The following is a 23,784-nucleotide window of genomic DNA, read 5'->3' as shown; positions in this document are numbered from 1 at the left end:
AGATGAAGAATGTTTTAAAGCTAGAAGAAATTGCAATGTTTGCCCTTTCTATATACTTATTTTCGTTCTTAGATTTTGATTGGTGGTGGTATTTGGTCTTGTTTTTTCTTCCAGATGTTAGTTTTGTAGCTTATGCAGTTAATTCCAAAATTGGGGCCTATGCTTATAATATTTTACATCATAAAGGGATAATGATACTTAGTTATTTTCTGGGAATTTACTTTCAAAATGAAACATTACAAATGGTGGGTCTCGTATTTTTTGGTCATTCGTCCTTTGATAGAATATTGGGTTATGGTCTTAAATATGAAGACAGTTTTAATAACACGCATTTGGGTAAAATAGGTAAAGAAAAATGATTAAAATTTCCACTGATAAAAGTTTGTTGGATGTTAATACCATTTACAATTTTATAACCCAAGCGTATTGGGCAAAAGGTAGAACACTTCAAGAGGTTCAAAAAACAATAGATAACTGTCTTTGTTTTGGTGTCTATTTAGAAGGTGAACAAATTGGTTTTGCTAGAATTTGTACAGACTATACGGTGTTTGCCTATGTTATGGATGTGTTTATCTTACCTAATTTTAGAGGTAAAGGGTATTCAAAACTTTTGATGCAACGTGTGTTCGATGAACCGGAATTGCAAAGTTGCACGGTTTGGATGTTAAAAACGTCTGATGCTCATGGTTTATATCAGCAATATGGCTTTACAGAATTAAAATATCCGGAAAAAGTAATGGAAAAAATTAGGGAATGAACATAGAAGACTTTCGTGATTATTGTTTAAGTAAAAAAGGGGTGACAGAAGCATTTCCTTTTGACGAATCTACGCTTGTTTTTAAAGTGCTGGGAAAAATGTTCGCCTTAACAGGATTGAATCGTAAACCTGCCGCAGTAAATTTGAAATGTGACCCTGAACGAGCTATGGAACTTCGTGAAGAATATGATGGAATTATAATTCCTGGTTATCATATGAGTAAAAAACATTGGAATACCATTATTTTTGATAGTAGATTACCCGAATCATTATTGCATGAACTTATTGATCATTCGTATGATTTAGTGGTGGCTGGCATGCCGAGAAAATTACGAGATAAGCTCTAAGAAAGCTGAAAGTCGCAAGATCGGAGAGGACTGTAAAAAAAAATCTAATTTTTCGGTTGACTTTAGAATTATTTATGTTGACTTTAAGATAATTAAAAAGATTGGCACCTTGACACCACTTTAGGGGTGTCGGACTTGCAAACCAAATAATTTAATCCTAATATTGCAACATCCAAAAATAAAAAATGAGCGTACAAACAGCCTTAGAAGAAAGAAGCAATTCAACTTGCGAAATGTGTAAAGCCACAGATAACTTAAGTATTTATAAATTACCTCCAGCCTTAAACGAAACCGTTGATGAAGCGGTATTGGTTTGTGGTACGTGCTTAGAGCAAATAGAAGATGAAGATAAAATGGACTCTAACCATTGGAGATGTTTAAATGATAGTATGTGGAGTGAGCACCAACCGGTACAAATTCTCTCTTGGAGGATGTTACAAAGATTGCGTGCCGAAGGTTGGCCGCAAGACTTGTTAGACATGATGTATTTGGATGATGAAGCCATGGCTTTTGCAAGAGCGTCTGGCGAGCATTTAGACAAAGCAAATGCTATTGTTCATAGAGATGTTAACGGTGTTATTTTAGAAGCAGGTGATTCTGTAGTATTGATAAAAGATTTAAAAGTGAAGGGCTCTAGTATGGTAGCCAAACAAGGTACGGCAGTGAGACGTGTCTCTTTAGATCACGAAAATGCTGAATATATAGAAGGAAAAGTGGACGGGCAACAAATTGTGATTATCACAAAATACGTAAAGAAGTTATAGTGCTAAACTCACTTCGAGTGAATTAAAAAAGGGTAAAACATAGTTTTACCCTTTTTTAATTTGTATAAAGAAGTAGTGTCTTTTAATAAGGTTTTATTTTTCCACAGTAATTGGCTTTTTAGATAATTTTACAATAGGCTTGCTTGAACCTTCACTGAGTACTTGGATATGTAAACTTTTATTCTCTTTTGTAAGTTCTATTGCCTTATCTGATGTTATTTTTTTATCATCATAATAGAATAAGGCTCCTTTTTTTGCCATAGCAATCATATGGTCAGTTGCGTTTGGTGGTGTTGGTGGTGGAGGTGGAGGAGCGGGTAAAAATCCTTCTGCTATGGCCAACTCTCTATAAACTTTATAGAGTTCCATTGTCTTTTTATACTTCACATTGATTTCATTGTTGTTTTTCGCTGTTCCTTTTTGGTTTCTTACCGCTAAACCATAAGATTTAGCTTCTTCCAATAATTTCTTATTTGCTTTTTGCAATTCTTTTGAGCCTGTATTAATCATATCTTGACTCATTACTGGTGGTGGAGGTGGAGGTGGTAATAAGGCCCAGTCCTCTTTAGTTAATTCGCTTTCTTTTTTATAATACTTTTTACCATCTTTCATTATTTTAATATATGGCATTAAAGGGTAAATAGGTCTTTTTGTTTTTTGTTGATTTTCTCTTGGAAGACTATTATACAAATTATTTAATTCAGAAAATGAATTGTCCAATTCTTTTTGTTCAGATAATGATCTGTCCTTATAATGAGGCTCTTCGTTTCTCGTCTTTTCGTATTTGTTATTCTTAATAATATAATTTTCGAGGGCGTCTTGCACTTCATTAATTGGCATTTCAACAATTTCGATGGTTTCCCCACTTTTGCTTTTTCGTTTAGTTACTTTATCAGGATTTTCTTTAGCATATTTTTGAATTGCTTTTAGTCTTTTTTCCTTTTCTTCAGGAGTAGAGTCTTCAGGAATTGGTGGCGGTAGTGGGTTCTTCATTGGCACCTCAATGATTTCTTCTTGGCTATTTATTACTGGCGGTGGTGGCGGTGGAAAATTAGGAAAAGGTTCTGCATTATTTTTTTGTTTTACGGTCATCTTATTAAAGATAAATTGAAGCCGTTGTACATCCATTAGTTTTACAACCATATCATTTTTTGACATGTTGTTATAATGCTTAGCAGTTTTATTGTATTCCGCTATTTCTTGTGGATTAGCTTTGTTTTGTTGTTCTTTTCCCTGTATTGAAATTCCTATAATTTGCTTGTCATCTTTTAAATTAACAACTATACTATCCGTTGTGAATGCAGTACCTTTAAAAAAATCATTTTTTTCTTTTTCATTAAGAGTTAACGAAGTTGCCTTAATTTCATAAATAGAAAAACTGGTCTTTGATATTTCTTTTTCCAATTCATCTAGAAAAGCGTTTCTTAGATGTCCCTCAATTTCAATAAAAAGCTTAGGTTTATTGGTAGAATTTTCTTTCAATATTTTTATTAATTCTTTAGAAACAGCATTAAAAGCAATTGGTATATTATTGATAGTCACTTCTTTTTTCTCATTGATATAAATCCTGATGTCATTTTTATTAGTACTTAGGTTCTCTGATGCAACTAACGGTTCAATAAATTTTTCAATCTCTACTTTCTCACTAAACCCATATATTAACATTGCGATTAATGGTAGTAAAATCAGGCTTTTGATCCAAACTGCTTTTTTTGAGGTTCTTGTTTTCATAATAGTAAATCTTTTTTTGATAGATGAATAATTTAACGCATTGGCTAGTACTGGTTCAGTTGAGCTAATTGAAAATGCTAATAGAATTTCTTGGTAAGTAGTCAACGAAACACCTTTGTTAAGTACGGCTTTGTCTGCCAAAAATTCATGGTTTAGTTTGATGTCCTTTTTTATAAAATAAAGTAGTGGGTTAAACCAAAAAAGTACTTGTAAAATTTCCATTAAAACAACATCAAAACTATGCTTTTGCTTGGCGTGGGTTTCCTCATGCCAAAATACCTCTTGTGGAATTTTGTGTTCTTCATATTGTTGCTTGTTTAAGAAGATATAGGAGAAAAATGTATGTGGAGTGATTAAATGTTGCAATAAAACATGTGTTAACCCCTTAGCTTTTTGATTTGGATTTCTTCTTATTTTACTACCAATTTGAAATAGATTGAAAAGAAATTTTAATCCAAACAGTACCGCACCAAATCCATAAACAGTCCATAAAATAAGGGGCCAATAGTTTTTTGCTTCAGCTTCTGTTTCTTCTATTAACGCAGGTTCAAAAGTAATTTCCGAATATGTAATTGGAGACAATACAACAGGGGCAACTTCTACAGTTGTTGTAAACGTGATTAATGGTATAGCAAACGCCAATAGTAATCCACCCAATAAATAAATTCTTTTAAAAATATGGATAGGTTCTTTTTCTAATAATAGTTTGTAAAACAGATAAAATGCAGCCAAACAAACTCCTGATTTTAATAAGTAGTCTAACATATTATTTTTCTTTTATTTGTTTGTCAATCAGTTTTTTTAAGTCTTCTAATTCTTCTTTGGTCAAATTCGTTTCTTCCGTGAAAAATGAAGCAAATTGTGATGCGGAATCGTTAAAAAATGTTTTAATCAATCCGTTTACATGTTTAGCGAAGTAATCTTTCTTTTTAACTAATGGGTAATACTCTCTTGCATTTCCGTACAATTTGTACGCTACAAAACCTTTACCGATCATTCGCTTTAACAATGTTGCAATAGTTGTAGTTGCTGGTTTAGGTTCTGGGTATATAGCTAACAAATCTTTCATAAAAGCTTTTTCTAGCTTCCAGAGGTATTGCATTAGTTGTTCTTCAGTTTTTGATAAGGCCATTGCTCTACATGTTTAGAATTAACTCTACAAATGTAGAGTAAAAATTGTAATATGCAAATTAATTTGCGAATAAAATATTTCATTAAGAAGAGAATTTCACTATATAGTGGCTTACCGGTGTGTTTTAAGATTTTAGAAAAGTTAATAATCCATTACATATAATCTTTATACTTCGATGGACTACAATTTTTTATAGTTTTAAATTGTCTGTTAAAATTTGAAATATTTTTAAATCCCGATTCAAATGCTATTTCAGAAATGCTATAATTAGTTTCAGATAACAGTAATTTACTGGCATGTTCTATTCTTAATTCTGATAAGAACTGAAAATATGTTTTATTAGTTCGTTTTTTAAAATATTTGCAAAAAGCATTTTTGGTCATATTTGCAATTGTTGCTACTTTTTCTAAAGTAACTTCTCTATTAAAATGTGTCATTGTAAATTCAAAAACGTTTCGCATTCTATGTCCTTCATTATCAGAATATTGTTTTTCGTTTATAAAGGAAGAAAGGCTTTTATAGCGGCAGGTAGATGCTATTTTTAATAGTTATACTAAAATAATAAATCTGTTAAGTTTGTTAGTCTTACTTAGTTTTAAGAACAAATTTTTGGTCACCTTTTGTTGTGTAACCATTTTAAAACCGTGAGTAGCTCTTTTAAAAAAAGGTTGTAAAGCCCTCATTTCTTCAAGCTCAAAAAAATGATTTCCGAATGATATTTTGGTAAAAAACAGACTGAACATTTTCGAATTTTTTACTATAGAGGTATCGCTTTTAAAAATGTGTGGCAGATTGCTACCGATAATCAACACATCATTGGGTTTATAATAATTTATGGAATCACCAACAACTAAAGTACCTTCCCCTTCAACTATAAAGCTAATTTGTATTTCCTCATGTTGATGTAATTTGTCATAAAACGAAACACTAATATCTTCTTGATAGACTAAAGCGTTATTTTCTGGTTTTGGAATTTTGAATGGAAATACTTTCATTTGTTTGGTAAAATATTCAAAAATATAACAATTTATGTAAAAAAGGATAATATAGTATTAATAGTGGATAAAACGGTGTTAGAAAAATTTATAGAATGATTATAATTTTACATCTATTATATAAAACAATAGAATATGAAATTTATATGGGAGGGTATAATGCCTGCAGTTACTACTAAGTTCACCAAAGATGATAATTTGGATTTAATAATGTTTGAAACCAACATTAAAGCACAATTAGATGCTGGCGTACATGGAATAGTTTTAGGAGGTACCTTAGGAGAAGCCAGTACCTTGTCTTATGCTGAAAAGCAAGTGTTAACAGAAGCTACAGTTGATATGGTAAAGGATAAAGTGCCTGTATTGATGAACATTGCAGAGCAATCAACAAAAACCGCAATCGAAGCCGCACAAAATGCAGAAAAAGCAGGAGCAAGTGGGTTGATGATGTTACCGCCAATGAGATATAAATCTGGTGACAAAGAGACCGTTGAGTATTTTAAAGCAGTAGCCAATAATACTTCATTACCCATTATGATATACAACAACCCTGTTGATTATAAGATTGAAGTAACGCATACTATGTTCGATGAGTTGTTAAAATGTGAAAATATTGAGGCTGTAAAAGAATCAACACGTGATACTACAAATGTAACTCGTATTAAAAATCGTTTTGGAGATCGATTAAAGATTATGACAGGTGTTGATACAGTAGCTTTAGAGAGTTTATTACTAGGAGCAGATGGGTGGGTGGCAGGTTTGGTTTGTGCTTTTCCGGCAGAAACAGTAGCTATATACGAATTACAAAAAGCAGGAAGAATTAAAGAAGCTCTTGAAATTTATAGATGGTTTATGCCTTTGTTAGAGTTGGATATTAACCCTAAATTAGTCCAAAATATTAAACTGGCAGAAGTTTATACGGGCATAGGTACTGAATATGTGCGTGAACCGAGATTGCCATTATTTGGAGAAGAACGTAAACAGGTTATTGGTGTTATAGAGAATAGTTTAAAAACGAGACCCACTTTGCCTGACTATAAAAATTTGTAGTAATATTTAAAATAAGACCAACATGTAATAATTGCAATACATCATTGGTATTTGATATTGATAAAGCTACAATACACACTTTTGAATGCCCTTTTGCAATTATTGTGAAGAGCAAATATTAATGCATGTTTGTCCCAATTGTGGAGGTGATTTTGAGCCATGTCCAATTAGATAGAAACATTTATTAAAAAAAATCCGGTTTCAACAAAAATTGTTCTTAAACTGGTTGATTTAGAAACATATTTAAAAAGAATAAATTCAAAATGATTTCAGGAAAAAATTACATTGGCAATACATTATCAGCCAAAGGCTTAAAAACATATAAAACATTTAACCCGGTATTGAATACGGAAAATAATTCCACTTTCACGGAAGCAACTTCAGAAGAAATTCATGCAGCGGTTAATTTAGCAACCAATGCTTTTAAGCAATATAGAAAAGTATCAGGTGCAAAAAAAGCCGATTTTTTAAATGCCATTGCAGATGAAATTTTGACTTTAGATGATGAATTGATACAAACTTATTGTTCTGAAACAGGCTTGCCAGAAGGGAGAGCAAAAGGAGAGCGTGGTAGAACAGTTGGGCAATTACGAGATTTCGCTGCGTTACTAAAAGAAGGCTCTTGGGTTGAAGCGACTATTGACATGGCTCAGCCAAATAGAGAACCAATGCCTAAATCTGACCTTAGAAAAATGAAGATTCCTTTAGGGCCAGTGGTTGTTTTTGGTGCTAGTAATTTTGCATTTGCATTTTCTACGGCGGGTGGTGATACTGCGGCGGCATTAGCTGCCGGTTGTCCGGTTATCGTAAAATCGCATCCTATGCATGCAGGTACGGGTGAAATGGTTGCTTCTGCAGTACTAAAAGCAGCTGAGAAAACAGGTATGCCAAATGGCGTTTTTTCAAATTTAAATAGTAGTGGTATTGAAGTAGGTAGACAATTGGTTAAACACTCTGGTGTAAAAGCAGTTGGGTTTACAGGTAGTATTATAGGTGGTAGAGCTCTATTAGATATTGCATCAAAACGTAAAGAGCCAATTCCAGTTTTTGCAGAAATGGGTAGTGTAAATCCAGTTATAATCTTGCCAGAAGCTTTAAAAAATAGGGCAGACGCTATAGCCAAAACTTATGCTGGTTCTGTTACTTTGGGTACTGGTCAGTTTTGTACCAATCCAGGCTTGATATTAGGAATTAAAAGTGAAGTATTAACTAAATTTATTAATTGCTTATCACAAGAAATTGTAAAAATTGATCCGTCTGTGATGTTGCATCCAAATATTGTTGGAGCCTATGAAAAGAATAAAGAAAGAGCATTATCGCAAGTTGGATTAAAAGTAACAGCAGATTTCGATAGAGAAGTAAAACCTAATTATGCTAGACAAGCAATTACTACAGTCCAAGGCAATACATTTTTAGAGAACACAACCTTACACCAAGAAATATTTGGTCCATTTTCTATGGTAGTACAATGCGAAGATGCAGTACAATTAGAAACTATAATTTCAAAATTAGAAGGACAATTGACTGGGACTGTTATTTCAGATAATGAAGAATTAATTAACTATTCTGACGTAATAGATGCTTTGCAAAATAGAGTTGGTAGAATTATATTTAATGGTGTGCCAACAGGTGTTGAGGTTTGTCCGTCAATGCAACATGGTGGTCCTTATCCAGCATCAACCGATAGTAGGTTTACAGCAGTTGGAGTTCATTCCATACAACGTTGGGTGCGTCCATTTAGCTTTCAAGATTGGCCTCAAGAATTATTACCAAAAGAGTTAAAGGATAGTAATCCGTTGCATATTGTAAGAGAGGTTAATGGTAAAATAATAATACCTTAATTCACAAAGTGTCTAAAAAAAGTGTAAGATATCGAGGCGATTTTACTTTTAATGAAATTTCCCCTTGGGTAATGTCTTTGAAATAATAAGATGGAAAAATATTGAAAAGCTCCATCAAAGTGATATAAAGTATTGGAAATAAATATATTCTAAATGGTTATAAGGAAGTATAATAGTTTAGATTATAAAAATAAATTCAACATGAAGAATTATATAGTATCATTATTATTGATTTTGGCATTTTCATCTGCTTGTAATGAAAAACAGCAAATAAAAAATGCTTCAGTGGTGTTGAATGAAATTATTGAAACTTACCAAGAGCACAAAGGTTATGATGATAAAGAATTTCCATTAGGACTTTCAACAAAAGAATTCTATCAGAAAGAAGCTAATTATGCGAAAGAGCAATTAGATTTATTGAATGAAATTAACGAAAACGATCTATCTGATACAGAAAAAATATCCTTAACGTTATTAAAATTCACACTGCAAGAAACGATCGATTATAATAGTTTTGAGCAATATCTTAATCCATTGCTTTCTGATTCAGGGTTTCATGTTGATCTGCCCTATATGGTTCATCACCTGAACAACTACGATGATGTAAAGAAGTATTTAAATAAATTAACTGCTTTGCCGGTTTTTGTAGATCAACATTTAGATTTATTGCAATTAGCATTAGTGAAAGGTATAACGCAACCTAAAGTTATTTTTAAAGGATATGAGTCAACTTATAATACGCATATTACCGATAATCCAGTAGATAATTTTTTCTATTCTCCCTTTAAAGATTTACCCTCTACCTTAACTAATTTTCAAAAAGACTCAGTCATTGAACAAGCTAAGGCGTTAATAGAGTTGATTGTTGTGCCTCAGTTTAAAAGAATAAAGAACTTTTTTGAAGTAGAATATTTTCCGAATGCCCGAAAAAGTATTGGTATTTCTGAAATACCAAATGGGAAAGCGTTTTATCAAAACAGAATTAATTTTTATACCACCAGTACACAATATACGGCTGATGATATTCATCAAATTGGTTTAAAGGAAGTAGCGAAGATAAAGGCTGAAATGGAAAAAATAATAACTGATTTAAACTTTAAAGGAAGTTTTGCCGACTTTTTAAAATTTTTAAGAACCGATGAACAGTTTTATGCTAAAACTCCCAACGAATTATTGATGATTGCAAGAGATATGGCAAAACGTGTAGATGCTCAATTACCAAAATTCTTTAAAACCTTACCTCGAAAACCATATGGCGTTGCTCCTGTCCCAGATGCTATTGCTCCTAAATATACAGCAGGAAGATATATTGGTACAACGAAAAACAGTACAGAACCTGGTTATTACTGGGTTAATACCTACGATTTAAAAAGTAGAACCTTATATACGTTACCTTCGTTAACTGTTCATGAGGCTGTACCAGGACATCATTTACAAATAAGTTTAAATAATGAATTAGGTGATAGTATTCCCGAATTCAGAAAAAATATGTACCTATCTGCATATGGTGAAGGTTGGGGCCTGTATTGTGAATTTTTAGCTGAAGAAATGAGTATGTACACAACCCCTTATGAAAAATTTGGGCAATTGACTTATGAAATGTGGCGAGCCTGCCGATTGGTAGTTGACACCGGAATACATGCTAAAGGTTGGACTAGAGAGCAAGTAGTCGATTTTATGTCTTCAAATACAGCGTTATCATTACATGAAATAAATACAGAAACAGACCGATATATTTCTTGGCCAGGCCAAGCTTTGTCCTATAAAATAGGGGAATTAAAAATTAGAGAATTGCGTACAAAGGCAGAAAAAGAATTAGGTATTAAATTTGATATTCGCGAATTTCATGAAATAGTTTTAGAAGAAGGTACAGTTACTTTGCCAATTCTTGAGACTAGAATCCTTGATTACATTAATAGCGTAAAAAATGAGTAAGTATATATTCAAATGCATTGATGCTCATACTTGTGGTAATCCTGTTCGGGTAATTACCGAAGGTGGTCCAACTTTAAAGGGTAGCAATATGAGTGAAAAACGCCAGCATTTTCTAAAAGAATATGATTGGATTAGAAAAGGCTTAATGTTTGAACCTCGCGGACATGACATGATGAGTGGAAGCATTTTGTTTCCGCCCCATAATCCTGAAAATGATTTTGCCATTCTTTTTATTGAAACTTCTGGTTGCTTGCCAATGTGTGGACATGGTACTATTGGAACAATAACCATTGCTATTGAGGAGGGGTTAGTAAAACCAAAAAATTCTGGAAAAATAAGAATGGAAGCTCCAGAAGGTTTGATTGAAATTGAATATCAACAAACCAATAATAAAGTAGATTGGGTGAAATTAAATAATGTGAAAAGTTATTTAGCAGCTGAAAATTTAAAGATTGATTGTCCCGAATTAGGCGAAATCACTTTTGATGTAGCTTATGGCGGTAATTATTACGCCATTGTAGATTCACAAAAAAACTTTTCTGGCGTGCACGATTTTACAGCAAGTAAAATTATTCAATTTTCACAAGTTGTAAGAGAAAGAATTAATCAGAAATATTCCAATATGTTTATTCATCCAGAAAATGATACCATTAGAGATGTAACACATATGTTATGGACGGGCAACCCAATAGACCAATTGTCTTCTGGTAGGAATGCTGTTTTTTATGGTAATAAGGCCATTGATAGAAGTCCTTGTGGTACTGGAACATCTGCAAGGATGGCACAATTATATGCAAAGGGTAAGTTAAAAATTGGAGAAAAATTTGTTCATGAAAGTTTTATCGGAAGTAAATTTATTGGACGTATTGTAAAAGAAACTAACTTAGCTAATGGTATTAAGGCAATAGTGCCAAGTATCCAAGGTTGGGCAAGAATTTATGGGTATAATACCATTAATATTGATGAGGATGATCCTTATGCGTTTGGGTTTCAAGTAATTTAAACTACTAATAGAAAGTGAAGAATTGTATAATCATCGGTGGTGGTATAATTGGATTAAGTACCGCCTATTTCTTGCAGAAAGAAGGTTGCAGGGTTACGGTTATTGATCAAACTAATATGGATGGCCTCGCTGGAGGTGCTTCTTATGTTAATGCTGGTTACCTTACGCCTAGTCATATTATTTCATTGGCGGCACCTGGAATGATTTCTAAGGGTATTAAATATATGTTTAATAGTACGAGTCCATTTTATATGAAGCCTCGGTTAGATCTAGATTTTTTAAAATGGACTTGGTATTTTAAAAAATCTGCAACTCAATATAAAGTTGAACGGGCCATGCCAGTGATTAAAGATATAAACCTTCTGAGTAGAGATTTATACGAAGAGATTTATACTTCAAATGATTTGGGGCAATTTCAATTAGAAAAAAAAGGATTGCTCATGCTTTACAAAACAGATAAGGCAGGTGAAGCAGAGTCAAAAATTGCTAGAGTAGCAGAGGGTATGAATCTAGAATCTACGGTCTTAAATGCGAAAGAATTAAAAGCTATAGAACCGAAAGTAAGTTTAGAGGTAAAAGGAGCTATCCATTACTTATGTGATTTTCATACCAGTCCAAATGAAATAATGAGTAGTATGAAAATCTTTTTAGACAAAAAGGGTGTTGTATTCCTTAAAAATGAAAAGGTTGTTGATTTTGCGATTAAGAATAAAAATATAACGGAGGTAATAACGGCAAATAATAGCTATAAGGCAGATGAAATAATTTTGGCTACGGGTTCTTGGAGTGGTCTTATAGCAAAAAAAATGCATTTAAAACTTCCAATGGAAGGAGGTAAGGGCTATAGAATTAATATGGAAGAAGAGACAGGAATCAATTATCCTGCAATTTTAATGGAGAAAAAAGTGGCGGTAACTCCAATGAAGGACTTTACTCGATTTGCAGGCACAATGGAAATGTCTGGTCTTAATCATACAATTAATAAGAAACGAGTTGATGCTATTGCAAATGCATCAGAACAGTATTATGAGGGTTTAAAGATTCCACAATATAATATAGACAATGCACAATGTGGGTTACGTCCTGTTTCACCTGATGGCTTACCTTATATTGGAAGAACTTCCAAATTTGAAAATTTAACCATAGGTTCTGGACATGCAATGATGGGGTGGAGCCTTGGGCCTGCTACTGGAAAATTGATTTCTGAAATTATTACGGATAGGAAATCTTCAATAGATCTAACACCATTTAATCCCGACCGAAAATTTTAAATAGAATACAGGTTGTACTAAAATGGTGAATTTTAGCTTTTTTTTAACAATGTTTACGTACACCAAGTTATAGAAGAGACCTTCTTATGTATTGGGAAAAAAATAGAAAATTATACTGGAAAAGTAAAGAATCTTGAGATTTCCTTTAGATTCATTTAGTACGTTTATAAAATAATCGAAATAATTACTCGTTTATACAAAAAGAAGTGGCAATTTTTTTACTTGATTTATAGCTACTTAGATAAAATATTAAAAAAAAAGTAAATAACTAAGGGGAGTTTTTAATTGGAAATTGTTTTAAATACGAAAGCAATTAATAAATAAAATTGGAAATTATGTTTAAAGTAGGAGAAATAGTAGTTTGTGTAAATGCAAAGAGAAGATGGTATAGACTTGGTGGCTTACAGAAAAATGAAATGTATACTGTAACTGGTTTTAATCCTTATGATGGTGGTTTGATACTTGATGAAATTAAAAGTCCAAGAAGTGGATGTAATGCATTTGCAGCAAATAGATTTAGAAAAGTAGATTATAATTTTGCAACTAGTATTTTAAAAGAAATGCAAGCTGAACAACAACCAATTCCACAACCAGAAGTAGAGCGTGAATTACAACCTCAAATATTCGCACTTTCATTATTAAACTAATATTTAACATTAATTAACTTTTAGACTTAAAATAATATTCCTATATTCACCACGGGAAAATTAAATAATAATATGTTTAAAATTGGTGAAATGGTAGTTTGCGTCGATGCTAGACGCAGATGGTACAAATTAGGAAATCTTAAGGAAAATGAAATGTACACAGTTGTAGGGTTTAATCCTTACGACGATGGTTTAGTCCTTAAGGAAACAAAATCTATAAGAAGCGGACACAATGCTTACGCTAGAGATCGGTTTAGAAAAGTAGATTATGACTTTGCTAAAAATGTTTTAAGTGACATTAAAAAAGAACATCATCACCATTCAGAGAAACTTTCTCTGAAATCAGAAAAAACAAAATAATTTCAAAGTATTTTTAAATTGTAGAACGCATTCACTCTTTTTATGAATGTAGTTTTTTATTCTTGTTTTTATTTGAGTATAAATGACATTCAATGTCATCATTCGGTAACTGTATCTTTTTTTTGTATTTCATTCCCAGCTTCTTAATCAATGCTATTGATTCATGATTTTCAGGATCAGTTATAGCAGCAATTTCATTAATTTTTAAAGTACTCTGGGCAAAATCATACAATGCTTTGGTTGCTTCATATGCAAACCCTTTATTTCTATGTTCAGGTAAGACAGCATATCCAATATCAAAGAAACTCATTTCTTCTCTATTTACTATTCCGCATATTCCAATTGGTTTTAGATTTTCTTTTAATTTGATAATATAATAACCATAACCATTGTCTTTATAACTCTTAATATATTTATCAGCTATAAAATTTTCAGCATCAGTAATTGTTTTTATATTCCGATCTCCAATATTTTTTAGATACGCAGGGTCATTCATCAATTCAAATAAAAATGCAGCATCTTTCTTAGTAGCAAAGTCTAATTCAAGTCTAGAGGTGGATAGTAATCTCATTATGATAAATTGTTTATCAAAAATAAGCATTAAAAATTATCCAATAATTTCACTTTGTTTTTTATAGAATTTATCCGACTGTAATTTTAATAAGTCTTTAGCTTTTTGCTTTTTGTAGTTGTAAATTTCTTCATCTTTAGCAACATCATAATACACCTTTTCATTTAAAGCAACGTCTGTAGATAATAAAGCAGCTCTTTGATTCTTTTGTTGTTCAACCCAAACTTTCAAGGCATCTTCTTGCTCTTCATATCTTAAATCATAAGCACCTTTTGTTGCCATAATTTTTGCTAAGACAGGTGCAGTTTCAATAGCTACAAACAATAAGAAAATAAAAAATGAAGGCAACCATGCCAATTCGTCTAAAGCATTAATCCTAGCCATTAACCCGTAAAATCCATCAATAATAGGTTGGTCTCGAGTAATTTGTTGCTCTTGTTTATTTCTTAAAAGTGCTATAGATGCCTCCTTTTCAGAGATACTTGTAGAGCTCTCTTTTTTTAGTTGTTGCAGATCATTTAGTAAAGCATCATGCTTCTCTCTTTTTTCTTTATAAACAGGTCCTTTACCAAGTTTCTTTGTACCTGAAGTTCCTTCTGCTTCAGAAATGTAAGTCGTATATAAATCATTAACTTCTTTTTCTTTAGTGTCAACTTTAATTTTTATAGCCTTTATTTCGGACTGAATTCTCTCAATTTCTGGAGTAAATTGATTTGCTATTTGATTCTTATTTTGCAGTGTAAGTTCATTTTTTTGTTCCAATAACACTTGGTTTATTTCTTTTTCAAATATTTTCATCTCAAGTGGTTTAGAAATAACAATGGCTATAATTATGGCTAGAACAATCCTCGGCGATGCTTGTAATAATTCTTGCCAGGCATTGTTACGCTTTTTAATTGTAGAAACAATAAAACGGTCTAGGTTAAAAATAAGTAATCCCCAAACTAAACCAAATGAGATTGCCATATAGGCATTGTCAAAAACCGTAAATAAAGCGTATGAACTTGCAATAAAGGCCATAACAGCAGTGAAAAATATAGTACCACCAATGCCAGCATATTTTATTTGTTCCGATTTGGGACTTTCATTTAATAAATCAGGATCAGCACCAGAGCACATCCAAAAGAAGTTTTTTATCATAATTAAGGGGATATAATAGTAAAACGATTTTGAAATCCTCATTGTTGTTTAACAGTGAGTGAATTAAATGTTAAAGTTTAAAAGTTATTTTATTTTAAAACGTTAGTAGGTCATGGTAGGAATTTGTTAGAATAAGTTGTTCTATAATAAACTATAAAAACTATAAATGATGACAACAACAACAACAACATTAGAAATGAAAACAAAAAAAAGTAAATTCAATGCACATATTGCTAAGCAATATAAACGCATGATTTCTAGTAAAAATAGTAAAAGTGAGTCTAATGCTTGGCCATTAGATTTTAATCAATATGTGAATATGAATAATGTATGTCCAGAATCATGGTCAGTACTTTCTGTGAATCACTAGGTTTAAAAAATTGAAATACTCGAAAAATAAAAAATCATTTCAGAGCCGGTGGCTGTGAAATGATTTTTTATGAAGAGGTAATCTGCAATATGCCTCGTGGTATGTCTTCGTTTTAGTGATGATTACAACTAAGAACTTAATTCTGTAAAATATTTATAAAATAAAGGAATTGTTTCAATGCCTTTTAAATAATTAAATATTCCGAAATGTTCATTAGGTGAATGAATAGCGTCGCTATCTAAACCGAAGCCCATTAAAATAGTTTTACTTTTTAACTCTTGCTCAAATAAAGCTACAATAGGTATGCTACCACCACTACGTTGTGGTATTGGAGTTACACCGAAACTGTCTTCATAAGCTTTTGCAGCTGCTTTATAGCCAATATTATCTATTGGTGTAACATATCCTTGTCCACCATGATGAGGTTTAACTACTACACGTACGCCTTTTGGGGCAATACTTTCAAAATGTTTTTTGAATAATTCAGTAATTTCAACCCAATCTTGATGCGGTACTAAACGCATAGAAATTTTTGCAAAAGCCTTACTGGCAATAACTGTTTTTGCACCTTCACCAGTATAGCCTCCCCAAATACCATTAACATCTAAAGTGGGTCTAATCGAGTTTCTTTCATTTGTGGTATATCCTTTTTCGCCATAAACAGCATCAATATCTATTGCATTTTTATAATCTTCTAATGAAAAAGGAGCTTTAGCCATTTCAGCACGTTCAGTAGCCGATAGCTCTTCAACGTTGTCATAAAACCCAGGTATGGTAATATGATTGTTTTCATCGTGTAATGAAGCAATCATTTTCGCTAACACATTAATAGGATTAGCTACGGCACCACCATACAGACCTGAGTGTAAATCTCTATTTGGGCCTGTAACTTCGACTTCAACATAACTTAAACCGCGTAAGCCTGTGGTAATAGATGGTTGCGTATTACTGATCATGCCAGTATCTGAAATTAAGATCACATCATTAGCAAGTTTTTCTTGATTTTGCTTAACAAACCATGCTAAACTTTCAGAGCCAACTTCTTCTTCACCTTCAATCATGAACTTTACATTACAAGGCAAATTATTATTTTCCGTCATGTATTCCAATGCCTTAACGTGCATATACATTTGACCTTTATCATCACAAGATCCTCTCGCAAAAATGGCACCTTCAGGATGAATTTCTGTTTTTTTAATAACAGGTTCAAAAGGAGGTGAGTTCCATAAATTTAACGGATCTGGTGGCTGCACATCATAATGACCATAAACTAAAACAGTAGGTAAATTTTTATCAATTATTTTTTCGCCATAAACTATTGGGTAGCCTGGTGTTTCGCATATTTCTACATGATCACAACCTGCATTTTCTAAAGCCGTTTTAACAGCTTCAGAGGTGTCTATAACATCTTGACTAAAAGCAGAATCTGCACTAATTGAGGGTATTTTTAAAATCTCAATGAGTTCATTTATAAAACGTTCTTTATGTTGTTGTACGTAAGGTTTTAAGTTGTCCATGTTTAGATTAATGATTAATATACTCAAAAGTAATAAAAATATAAATGAACCGTATGGCTTTTTATAAAGATTGATTATATTTGCACCCCAATTAACAAATTTTATATGTGTATTTGTATAAAATTTTAGAATTATGCAGGCGTGGTGGAATTGGTAGACACGCTAGACTTAGGATTTAACCTAATAAATGTTGTTAAAATATTAAAAATGCAGGCGTGGTGGAATTGGTAGACACGCCAGACTTAGGATCTGGTGCCGCAAGGTGTGAGAGTTCGAGTCTCTCCGCCTGTACTTAGAGACTGCAAAATTATGCAGTCAAAAGCCCCTCAATTTGAGGGGCTTTTTTTGTTTAGGTACAACATAGGTACAACAATTTGCTATTTTTAAACTCAAATTCATATTATCATCAAATCGAAACAACTAGTTCTTAATTAAATTAATAAGAAGTAATTCTAATATTTATTGTAAGATTTTATTTATTCTCGACAGGATTCAAACCTGTCTTGTAAGTATCTTTTTTACAGTGTTTTGTAAACTGAAATGATATTTGGTAGTCGAATAACGACCTTTTATATTATACTAGATTGTTTTCAATTAACTTCAATCTCAGTCTAAATATAATACAATTATAACTAATTAACTACAAATTGAATTAATTTGATTTCCTTATAAATCAAAATTAATGATGTTTATTGGAGAATTGTTGAACTGGAAATAACTCGACTGAAGGAAGCGTTATTCTATTTCAATAAATGGTCCATTAGCTGAAAACTAATTTAAATTTTGAAATGATTATATGAATTAGGCTTTTTTCTTAAGTGAATTAGTTCCTTCAAAATGTGAAACTTACTAGGTTCAGGATTTAAGGATATAAAAACCTTATTGTTTTTTTCTTTTTATAACTGATATTCCAAGTGATATCAAAACAATTATTAATACAATGAAAAATAGACTTGTTGATATACTTTTTACAATTGTAAATGTATTTGTTATACCTACAGAAACCTTTGTCAAGTCTGGATAGCCAACCAACATTGTAATTATTCCGAAATTTTCGAAGTAATCCGAAGCTCCTGCAATTATCGGTAAAAGGCATAAATATGAATATGGTGTATAGAGTCTATTGAGTTTTTTTAGAAAATATCCTAGAATCAAATAATAAGAAAGTCCAAAAAGAATTGGATAAATCATATCAATGGGAATTTGACTGGTTAGATAGGTATCACGTCCATTTTCACCAAGAGCATTAAATAACTCGCTTACGTAATTTAAATCATATCCCTTAGGCATCATATCCAACAAATTCATTCCATTTGAGAATTCCATTGTTTTTGGAATTGTAACCGTCAGCATAAAAGCATAAACCACATTGGTCAGAATAAAAAGTATCAAAACTTTTTTTCCTGATATGTTCCGTTCAATAATTTTAGTTAATCGATTCATTTGATTTTAGTTTTAGTGCATTTCAAATACATCTGAATGGTAAGATAGACAATTTATACAACAACTGGCTGTTTCATCAGTTTAAGACAAAAATGCAGAAGTATTGTTGATCTAGACTTGTAAACAGGATGTAAATATTGACAATCTCTGATTCGAGGAAAGAATTCAAAGAGAAATGACTAGTCGAAATATTTTTTTAGTTCAGAGTTTAAAATGAATAATTATTGTATTTTTAAAAATGACAAAAATTTCACTAGGGCATAATTGTGTTTAATCTCAATACATGGCCCAAACGTATCACATGCCTACTAAAAAAAATCGTCATATCGCTGCTATTATGTTTACTGACATTGTTGGTTATACCGCTTTGATGCAAAAAGATGAAGCGGCAGCAATTAGCATGAGAAATCGTCATCGTACAATTTTTAAAAAAAATCATGAAGAATACAATGGGGAAATTGTTCAATATTATGGGGATGGAACTTTAAGTACATTTTCGAGCGGAGTGGAAGCCGTTGAGTGTTCCATAGCCATTCAGAAGGCTTTGCGAAAAGAAAAACCACTACCCTTACGTATAGGAATACATTTAGGGGACATTGTTTTTGATGGAACCGAAGTTTATGGCGACGGTGTAAACCTAGCCTCGCGAATTGAAAGTTTGGGAGTTGCAGGTTCAATTCTCTTATCGGGAAAGTTAAACGATGAACTTAAAAATCAACCTCAGATTTCTACGAAGTCCCTTGGTTTTTTTGAACTAAAAAACATAACAAAACCCATTGAAGTATTTGCTGTCACTGATAAAGGAATAAAAATACCTGAACGATCAGAACTCAAAGGAGTTTCGATGAAAGAAGCCAAAACCATTGCTGTATTGCCATTTGTCAATATGAGTAATGATATAGATAATGAGTATTTTTCAGATGGTATGACTGAAGAAATTATCAACGCTCTCGCCAAGATCAAAGGTTTAAAAGTAACCTCTAGGACTTCCTCTTTCTATTTTAAAAATAAGAATATCCCGATTTCAAAAATCGGTGAAGAATTGGATGTTTCCACTATTTTAGAAGGGAGCATTCGCCTGTCTGGAAAAAAAATGAGAATAACTGCACAGTTAATTGATGTAGTTGATGATGTTCATTTTTGGTCGGAAACCTTTGACCGTCCAGTAGCCGATATTTTTGCGGTTCAAGATGAAATAAGCCTCCTCATTGCCGACAAGTTACGTGAACATATAGGACATTTTGATATTGACAACCAGCTTATAGACGCTTTGAACGTACCTGTCGATGTATATAAAAAGTACTTAAAAGGTAGGTATCATTTGATGAAATTGACACTACCCGAAACAGAAAAAGCCATCTCGATTTTTCAGGAGGTTACCAAAGAGGAACCAAGTTTTGCTTTGCCCTATCTAGATATCAACCAAGGTTATGCGTTTTTGGGAACTATGGGATTATTGCCTGCCCGTGAAGCTTTTGAAAAGGGCAAACCTTTTTTAGACAAAGCCCTCGAATTAGATGAAAATTTACCTGAATCACAACTCAACCTTGCTTGGATAAGCTGTTGGCAAAATTGGGATTTGGAGGGAGCATATCGTCATCTCAATAATGCACTGGAAATGAGGCCTTCAGATAAAATTTATCTGACTTTTTCAAATACACTTACGCTCGAAGGGAAATTAAAGGCCGCCCTAAATTATATAGACAAAGCTTTAGAGTTGGATCCTATATCTGCAATGAACATTCATTATAAAGGTTTTCTGTTTTACCTCATGGAAGAATATGAAAAGGCGATACCATTCTTTGAAAAAGCATTAGGTTTAAAACCCGATCTACCTTTTCCTCCGCTATATTTAGGAAGCATATCGGTGTTGGAAGGCCGTTATAAGGAAGGATTAGACTACTTTCAGAACCTACCCCAGTTGGGAGAAGAGAATTTAACAAAATTGGGAGGCACTACAATGGCCCATATAGCATTAGGCGATTCGGTCAAAGCGGAAGAGGGTATGACTAAACTACAAGCTGCCATTCAAACGGATTCTATGGGAAGTGCCATATTCTTTTTAATACTCTGTCATACAATGAACGGCAATCAAAAGGAGGTCATCGCGTTGATTGAGAAAGGCATAGAATATAGGTTGCCTAGAATATTATTGCTCTACACAGAACCCATATTAAAACCACTTCGTTCGAATCCACGTTTTCAAGAGTTGATGCAACAGGTATTGGGAGACGGAACTGCCTTTAAGAAACCTAAAAGAAAATATAAAAAATCTCTACTAGATAAAAAGGATTTAAAAGTATATCATGAACAATTAGAGCAATTGATGTTAGCAGAAAAACCTTATCTTAACCCTGAGCTGACCCTTAGAGACATGGCGGAGATGCTTGAGCTTCCTCCGAATCATATGTCTCAATTACTCAATGAAGGTTTTACCATGAACTTTTCGGAATTTGTAAATTCATATCGTTTGGAAATTTTCAAATCAAAAGTGGCTGATCCTTCACAACGACACTTGACTATTCTTGCATTGGCATACGATAGCGGTTTTAACTCCAAAACCGTTTTTAATACCTATTTCAAAAAGACAACAGGCATTACTCCAAGAGCCTATTGGAAAGAAGTAATCACAATTGATTAGCGTTTCTTGAGTGTAAATAGGACTAGTTGTGTAATTAAATCAATCCTTTTGCCTCTAGCGACTTTTTGAGTTGAGTATGATTTTCCCAAAACCCGTCACTAATTTTTTTGATAACCTCGTCAAACTCTGGATGACTTTTCAATGGTGTAATGAGCGGGTCTATTTCCATGAATAGCAATAACCAATACTGGAAATTATCTTGTGTTGCGAAAACTTTGAGTTGCTCTATCGCCTTATCGTTTTTACCTTCATACGCGTACTTTACCGCCATACTAGCACTTTTGTATATGGATTGGTCCTTTTCACAATATCTGACATATGAATTGAAAAGTTCTGCAGCTTCCGTATCCAAACCCTTCTTTTTATAGACCAAAGCAATCTTGACATCTTCTTGAGGATAGATATCTATACCATGTTTTTTTCTAGTTTCAACAAATTTTTCATAATATAAAAAAGCAGTATCATAATCCTCTTGATAATAATGCAACTTTGCTACTTCTTGTAATATATCTAACCTTGTAGAATCCTTTTGCAACACATCTATTAAAGATGCTTTAGTTTGTTCAATATCTTTATTCTTAGCATACAAGATAAACGCTTTTATATAGGGAACATAATAATTGTCTGGATTATACCCTAAAGACTTATCAATATAAGTGTTTGCTTCCTTGATGAAACCATTTTGAATAAATGCATTACTTAGATGTAAATAGGTAAAACTTTGTATAATTGAATCATTAGTGGCAATATCGAGCCGTATTCCTTTTAAAGCATATGTAAGATATTTTGCAGTATTGGGTATGTAATTGGCGTATAAATGAGAAAGCAAATTAACCACTGAAGATGAATTAGGATTATATTCTAGTGCTTTCTCAAGGTGAGGTACTGCTAATCTATATTCCTTTATATGCATGTAATATAAGGCCTTAGCGATAAGACTTTCGGCAGATTTGGCATCATATAATAACGCCTTGTCTGCATTAGAATTAATTTGTTCAGTATATTGTTTTTCCTTTTGAAATATGTCGATATAGTAATAGGAAAAAGCAATATTGGCATAGGCCAACGCAAATTGAGAATCCTGCTCGATGGCTTTCTCAAATAACGGAATGGCCTTTATCCAACCTTCCTTGGGTCTTGTATTATAAATTTCAAGCCCTTGGAGGTAATAATCATAGGCCAATAAATTTTCAGTAGGTAATTTCTCAATTTGTTTTAATTCGTCAGGTGTCACAATGGCCTCAATAGCAGCTGCTATTTTCTTTGCTACTTCATTCTGTAGTGTAAATACATCTTCAATTTCACGACTATATTGTTCAACCCAAATAGGTCTATCACTTGAAGCTTCAATCAATTTGATATTGAGCAAAACTTGATCTCCAATGCGTTGACCACTACCCTCTACTAAGTAATTAACATTGAGCTCTTTTGCTATTTCTGGAATTCCTTTATTAGCATTTCTATACTTCTCTACAGAGGTTCTGCTGATAACACGTAAGTCTCCAATCTTCTGTAGGTTGTTCAAAGCAGATTCCATAAGCCCATTTACAAAATATAGGTTTAAAGAATCGTTACTTTCATTTTTGAAAGGCAATACCGCAATAGATTTTTCAAGCTCAATTTTAGTAATATCTATACTTTTTTTATTGAGTAGCAAGACTGAAACAACGATTACTATCAGAGACACCGCTATTAACATGTGCCACTTGTATTTTTTAAAAGGACTAGTTTTAATAGCTACATTTTCATCTACTAATGTTCTTTTTCCTACATCACCAGGAGGATACCCATAAAATTCTCGAAAGCACTTAATAAAATAGGAAGTACTACCAAAGCCAACCTGAAAAGAAATCTCAGAAATATTTAATGAGGGTTCCTTGAGCATTTCCATACTCTTTTTTAAACGCACCTGACGGATGAATTGACTTGCTGAGAGTTTGGTATTCTTCTTAATTTTTCTGAGCAAGTTAGAACGACTCATGTTCATAATTTCTGCCAATTCAGAAACACCAAATTGTTCATTAGAAAGATTCTCTAAAACAATAAATTCTATTTGATCAATAAAATCTAATTCCATTTTGGTCCGTTTGACATACTTTTTTTGCTGTGCCTAAATTAGCAAAATTAATACAATTACATACACAATATGCCTTTGCATATTTTTTCAATAATTAAAATTTGCGTCATAATTTATACTTCTGCATCATAATTTTTATTGTTTTCTCAAACTTTACATATTAAGTAACATAGCTTATAAGTACCGCCTTTC

Annotated in this window: 22 protein-coding genes, 1 tRNA gene and 1 pseudogene; 15 read left to right on the top strand and 9 right to left on the bottom strand. The window is 32.5% G+C overall.

Annotation, left to right across the window (positions count from 1 at the left end; translation table 11 throughout):
• Positions 1–2 precede the first annotated feature (2 nt).
• The 4 genes from D3P13_RS01875 to D3P13_RS01860 all read left to right on the top strand — a co-directional run bounded on the left by D3P13_RS01875 (position 3) and on the right by D3P13_RS01860 (position 1,868).
• Positions 3–359 carry a DUF4260 domain-containing protein gene (locus D3P13_RS01875; RefSeq protein ID WP_117879599.1) on the top strand — a complete coding sequence of 119 codons (357 nt, stop codon included), beginning with the start codon at positions 3–5 and terminating at the stop codon, positions 357–359.
• Positions 356–757, top strand: a complete 402-nt coding sequence (locus D3P13_RS01870; RefSeq protein ID WP_117879598.1) for a GNAT family N-acetyltransferase — start codon at positions 356–358, stop codon at positions 755–757. Before D3P13_RS01875 ends, D3P13_RS01870 begins: the two co-directional genes overlap by 4 nt.
• Positions 754–1,104 carry an MmcQ/YjbR family DNA-binding protein gene (locus D3P13_RS01865; RefSeq protein WP_117879597.1) on the top strand — a complete coding sequence of 117 codons (351 nt, stop codon included), beginning with the start codon at positions 754–756 and terminating at the stop codon, positions 1,102–1,104. Before D3P13_RS01870 ends, D3P13_RS01865 begins: the two co-directional genes overlap by 4 nt.
• A gap of 185 nt (positions 1,105–1,289) precedes the next feature.
• Entirely contained in the window at positions 1,290–1,868 is a 579-nt protein-coding gene (locus tag D3P13_RS01860) for a PhnA domain-containing protein (protein ID WP_117879596.1), read from the top strand.
• A gap of 93 nt (positions 1,869–1,961) precedes the next feature.
• Here the strand turns inward: D3P13_RS01860 and D3P13_RS01855 are convergent, their stop codons facing one another.
• The 4 genes from D3P13_RS01855 to D3P13_RS22330 all read right to left on the bottom strand — a co-directional run bounded on the left by D3P13_RS01855 (position 1,962) and on the right by D3P13_RS22330 (position 5,726).
• Positions 1,962–4,364 carry a M56 family metallopeptidase gene (locus D3P13_RS01855; RefSeq protein ID WP_117879595.1) on the bottom strand — a complete coding sequence of 801 codons (2,403 nt, stop codon included), beginning with the start codon at positions 4,362–4,364 and terminating at the stop codon, positions 1,962–1,964.
• A gap of 1 nt (position 4,365) precedes the next feature.
• Complete coding sequence (locus tag D3P13_RS01850) at positions 4,366–4,731, bottom strand: BlaI/MecI/CopY family transcriptional regulator (RefSeq protein WP_117879594.1); 366 nt, start codon at positions 4,729–4,731, stop codon at positions 4,366–4,368.
• Positions 4,732–4,883: 152 nt separating this feature from the next.
• Positions 4,884–5,192: a helix-turn-helix domain-containing protein gene (locus D3P13_RS22335; protein ID WP_317124787.1), complete on the bottom strand. Its 309-nt coding sequence runs from the start codon at positions 5,190–5,192 to the stop codon at positions 4,884–4,886.
• A gap of 87 nt (positions 5,193–5,279) precedes the next feature.
• Positions 5,280–5,726 carry a cupin domain-containing protein gene (locus D3P13_RS22330; RefSeq protein ID WP_317124786.1) on the bottom strand — a complete coding sequence of 149 codons (447 nt, stop codon included), beginning with the start codon at positions 5,724–5,726 and terminating at the stop codon, positions 5,280–5,282.
• A gap of 135 nt (positions 5,727–5,861) precedes the next feature.
• Between D3P13_RS22330 and D3P13_RS01840 the strand changes: the two genes are divergently transcribed.
• From D3P13_RS01840 to D3P13_RS01800, 8 genes and pseudogenes are all read left to right on the top strand, one after another.
• A complete protein-coding gene (locus tag D3P13_RS01840; protein WP_117879593.1) occupies positions 5,862–6,776 on the top strand; it encodes a dihydrodipicolinate synthase family protein in 915 nt (304 codons plus the stop codon).
• Positions 6,777–6,820: 44 nt separating this feature from the next.
• A pseudogene (locus D3P13_RS22405) lies at positions 6,821–6,951 on the top strand (DUF1272 domain-containing protein).
• Between the two features lie 88 nt (positions 6,952–7,039).
• Positions 7,040–8,617 (top strand): aldehyde dehydrogenase (NADP(+)), encoded by a 1,578-nt coding sequence (locus D3P13_RS01825; protein WP_117879592.1) that lies wholly within the window; start codon positions 7,040–7,042, stop codon positions 8,615–8,617.
• Between the two features lie 201 nt (positions 8,618–8,818).
• Positions 8,819–10,552 carry a DUF885 domain-containing protein gene (locus tag D3P13_RS01820; RefSeq protein WP_117879591.1) on the top strand — a complete coding sequence of 578 codons (1,734 nt, stop codon included), beginning with the start codon at positions 8,819–8,821 and terminating at the stop codon, positions 10,550–10,552.
• A complete protein-coding gene (locus tag D3P13_RS01815; RefSeq protein ID WP_117879590.1) occupies positions 10,545–11,555 on the top strand; it encodes a 4-hydroxyproline epimerase in 1,011 nt (336 codons plus the stop codon). Before D3P13_RS01820 ends, D3P13_RS01815 begins: the two co-directional genes overlap by 8 nt.
• A gap of 14 nt (positions 11,556–11,569) precedes the next feature.
• On the top strand, positions 11,570–12,826 hold the full coding sequence (locus tag D3P13_RS01810) for an NAD(P)/FAD-dependent oxidoreductase (protein ID WP_117879589.1): 1,257 nt from the start codon (positions 11,570–11,572) through the stop codon (positions 12,824–12,826).
• A 335-nt stretch (positions 12,827–13,161) separates the two neighbouring features.
• Positions 13,162–13,473 carry a hypothetical protein gene (locus tag D3P13_RS01805; protein WP_117879588.1) on the top strand — a complete coding sequence of 104 codons (312 nt, stop codon included), beginning with the start codon at positions 13,162–13,164 and terminating at the stop codon, positions 13,471–13,473.
• A 90-nt stretch (positions 13,474–13,563) separates the two neighbouring features.
• Positions 13,564–13,833, top strand: coding sequence for a hypothetical protein (locus D3P13_RS01800; protein ID WP_157972803.1), 270 nt, complete (start codon positions 13,564–13,566; stop codon positions 13,831–13,833).
• A 40-nt stretch (positions 13,834–13,873) separates the two neighbouring features.
• Here the strand turns inward: D3P13_RS01800 and D3P13_RS01795 are convergent, their stop codons facing one another.
• Positions 13,874–14,404 carry a GNAT family N-acetyltransferase gene (locus D3P13_RS01795; RefSeq protein WP_157972802.1) on the bottom strand — a complete coding sequence of 177 codons (531 nt, stop codon included), beginning with the start codon at positions 14,402–14,404 and terminating at the stop codon, positions 13,874–13,876.
• A gap of 36 nt (positions 14,405–14,440) precedes the next feature.
• Positions 14,441–15,544 carry a DUF4407 domain-containing protein gene (locus tag D3P13_RS01790; RefSeq protein WP_117879585.1) on the bottom strand — a complete coding sequence of 368 codons (1,104 nt, stop codon included), beginning with the start codon at positions 15,542–15,544 and terminating at the stop codon, positions 14,441–14,443.
• A gap of 166 nt (positions 15,545–15,710) precedes the next feature.
• Here D3P13_RS01790 and D3P13_RS01785 point away from each other — a divergent pair, with 166 nt between their 5' ends.
• Positions 15,711–15,914, top strand: a complete 204-nt coding sequence (locus D3P13_RS01785; RefSeq protein WP_157972801.1) for a hypothetical protein — start codon at positions 15,711–15,713, stop codon at positions 15,912–15,914.
• 128 nt (positions 15,915–16,042) lie between these two features.
• Here the strand turns inward: D3P13_RS01785 and D3P13_RS01780 are convergent, their stop codons facing one another.
• Complete coding sequence (locus D3P13_RS01780) at positions 16,043–17,431, bottom strand: dipeptidase (RefSeq protein WP_117879583.1); 1,389 nt, start codon at positions 17,429–17,431, stop codon at positions 16,043–16,045.
• Between the two features lie 209 nt (positions 17,432–17,640).
• Between D3P13_RS01780 and D3P13_RS01775 the strand changes: the two genes are divergently transcribed.
• Positions 17,641–17,722 (top strand) — tRNA-Leu (locus D3P13_RS01775).
• A gap of 588 nt (positions 17,723–18,310) precedes the next feature.
• Here D3P13_RS01775 and D3P13_RS01770 read toward each other — a convergent pair.
• The gene (locus D3P13_RS01770) at positions 18,311–18,874 is read right to left on the bottom strand and encodes a hypothetical protein (protein WP_117879582.1); all 564 of its coding nucleotides are present in this window, start codon (positions 18,872–18,874) and stop codon (positions 18,311–18,313) included.
• 301 nt (positions 18,875–19,175) lie between these two features.
• Between D3P13_RS01770 and D3P13_RS01765 the strand changes: the two genes are divergently transcribed.
• Complete coding sequence (locus D3P13_RS01765) at positions 19,176–21,515, top strand: adenylate/guanylate cyclase domain-containing protein (RefSeq protein WP_198679938.1); 2,340 nt, start codon at positions 19,176–19,178, stop codon at positions 21,513–21,515.
• A gap of 34 nt (positions 21,516–21,549) precedes the next feature.
• Here the strand turns inward: D3P13_RS01765 and D3P13_RS01760 are convergent, their stop codons facing one another.
• Complete coding sequence (locus tag D3P13_RS01760; RefSeq protein WP_117879580.1) at positions 21,550–23,592, bottom strand: helix-turn-helix domain-containing protein; 2,043 nt, start codon at positions 23,590–23,592, stop codon at positions 21,550–21,552.
• Positions 23,593–23,784 lie beyond the last annotated feature (192 nt).

The sequence above is a fragment of the Aureibaculum luteum genome (assembly GCF_003449015.1).
GTDB classification, from domain to species: Bacteria; Bacteroidota; Bacteroidia; order Flavobacteriales; family Flavobacteriaceae; genus Aureibaculum; species Aureibaculum luteum.
Note: the sequence above shows the minus strand (reverse complement) of the source record. Positions and strands in the feature narration are given on the sequence as shown.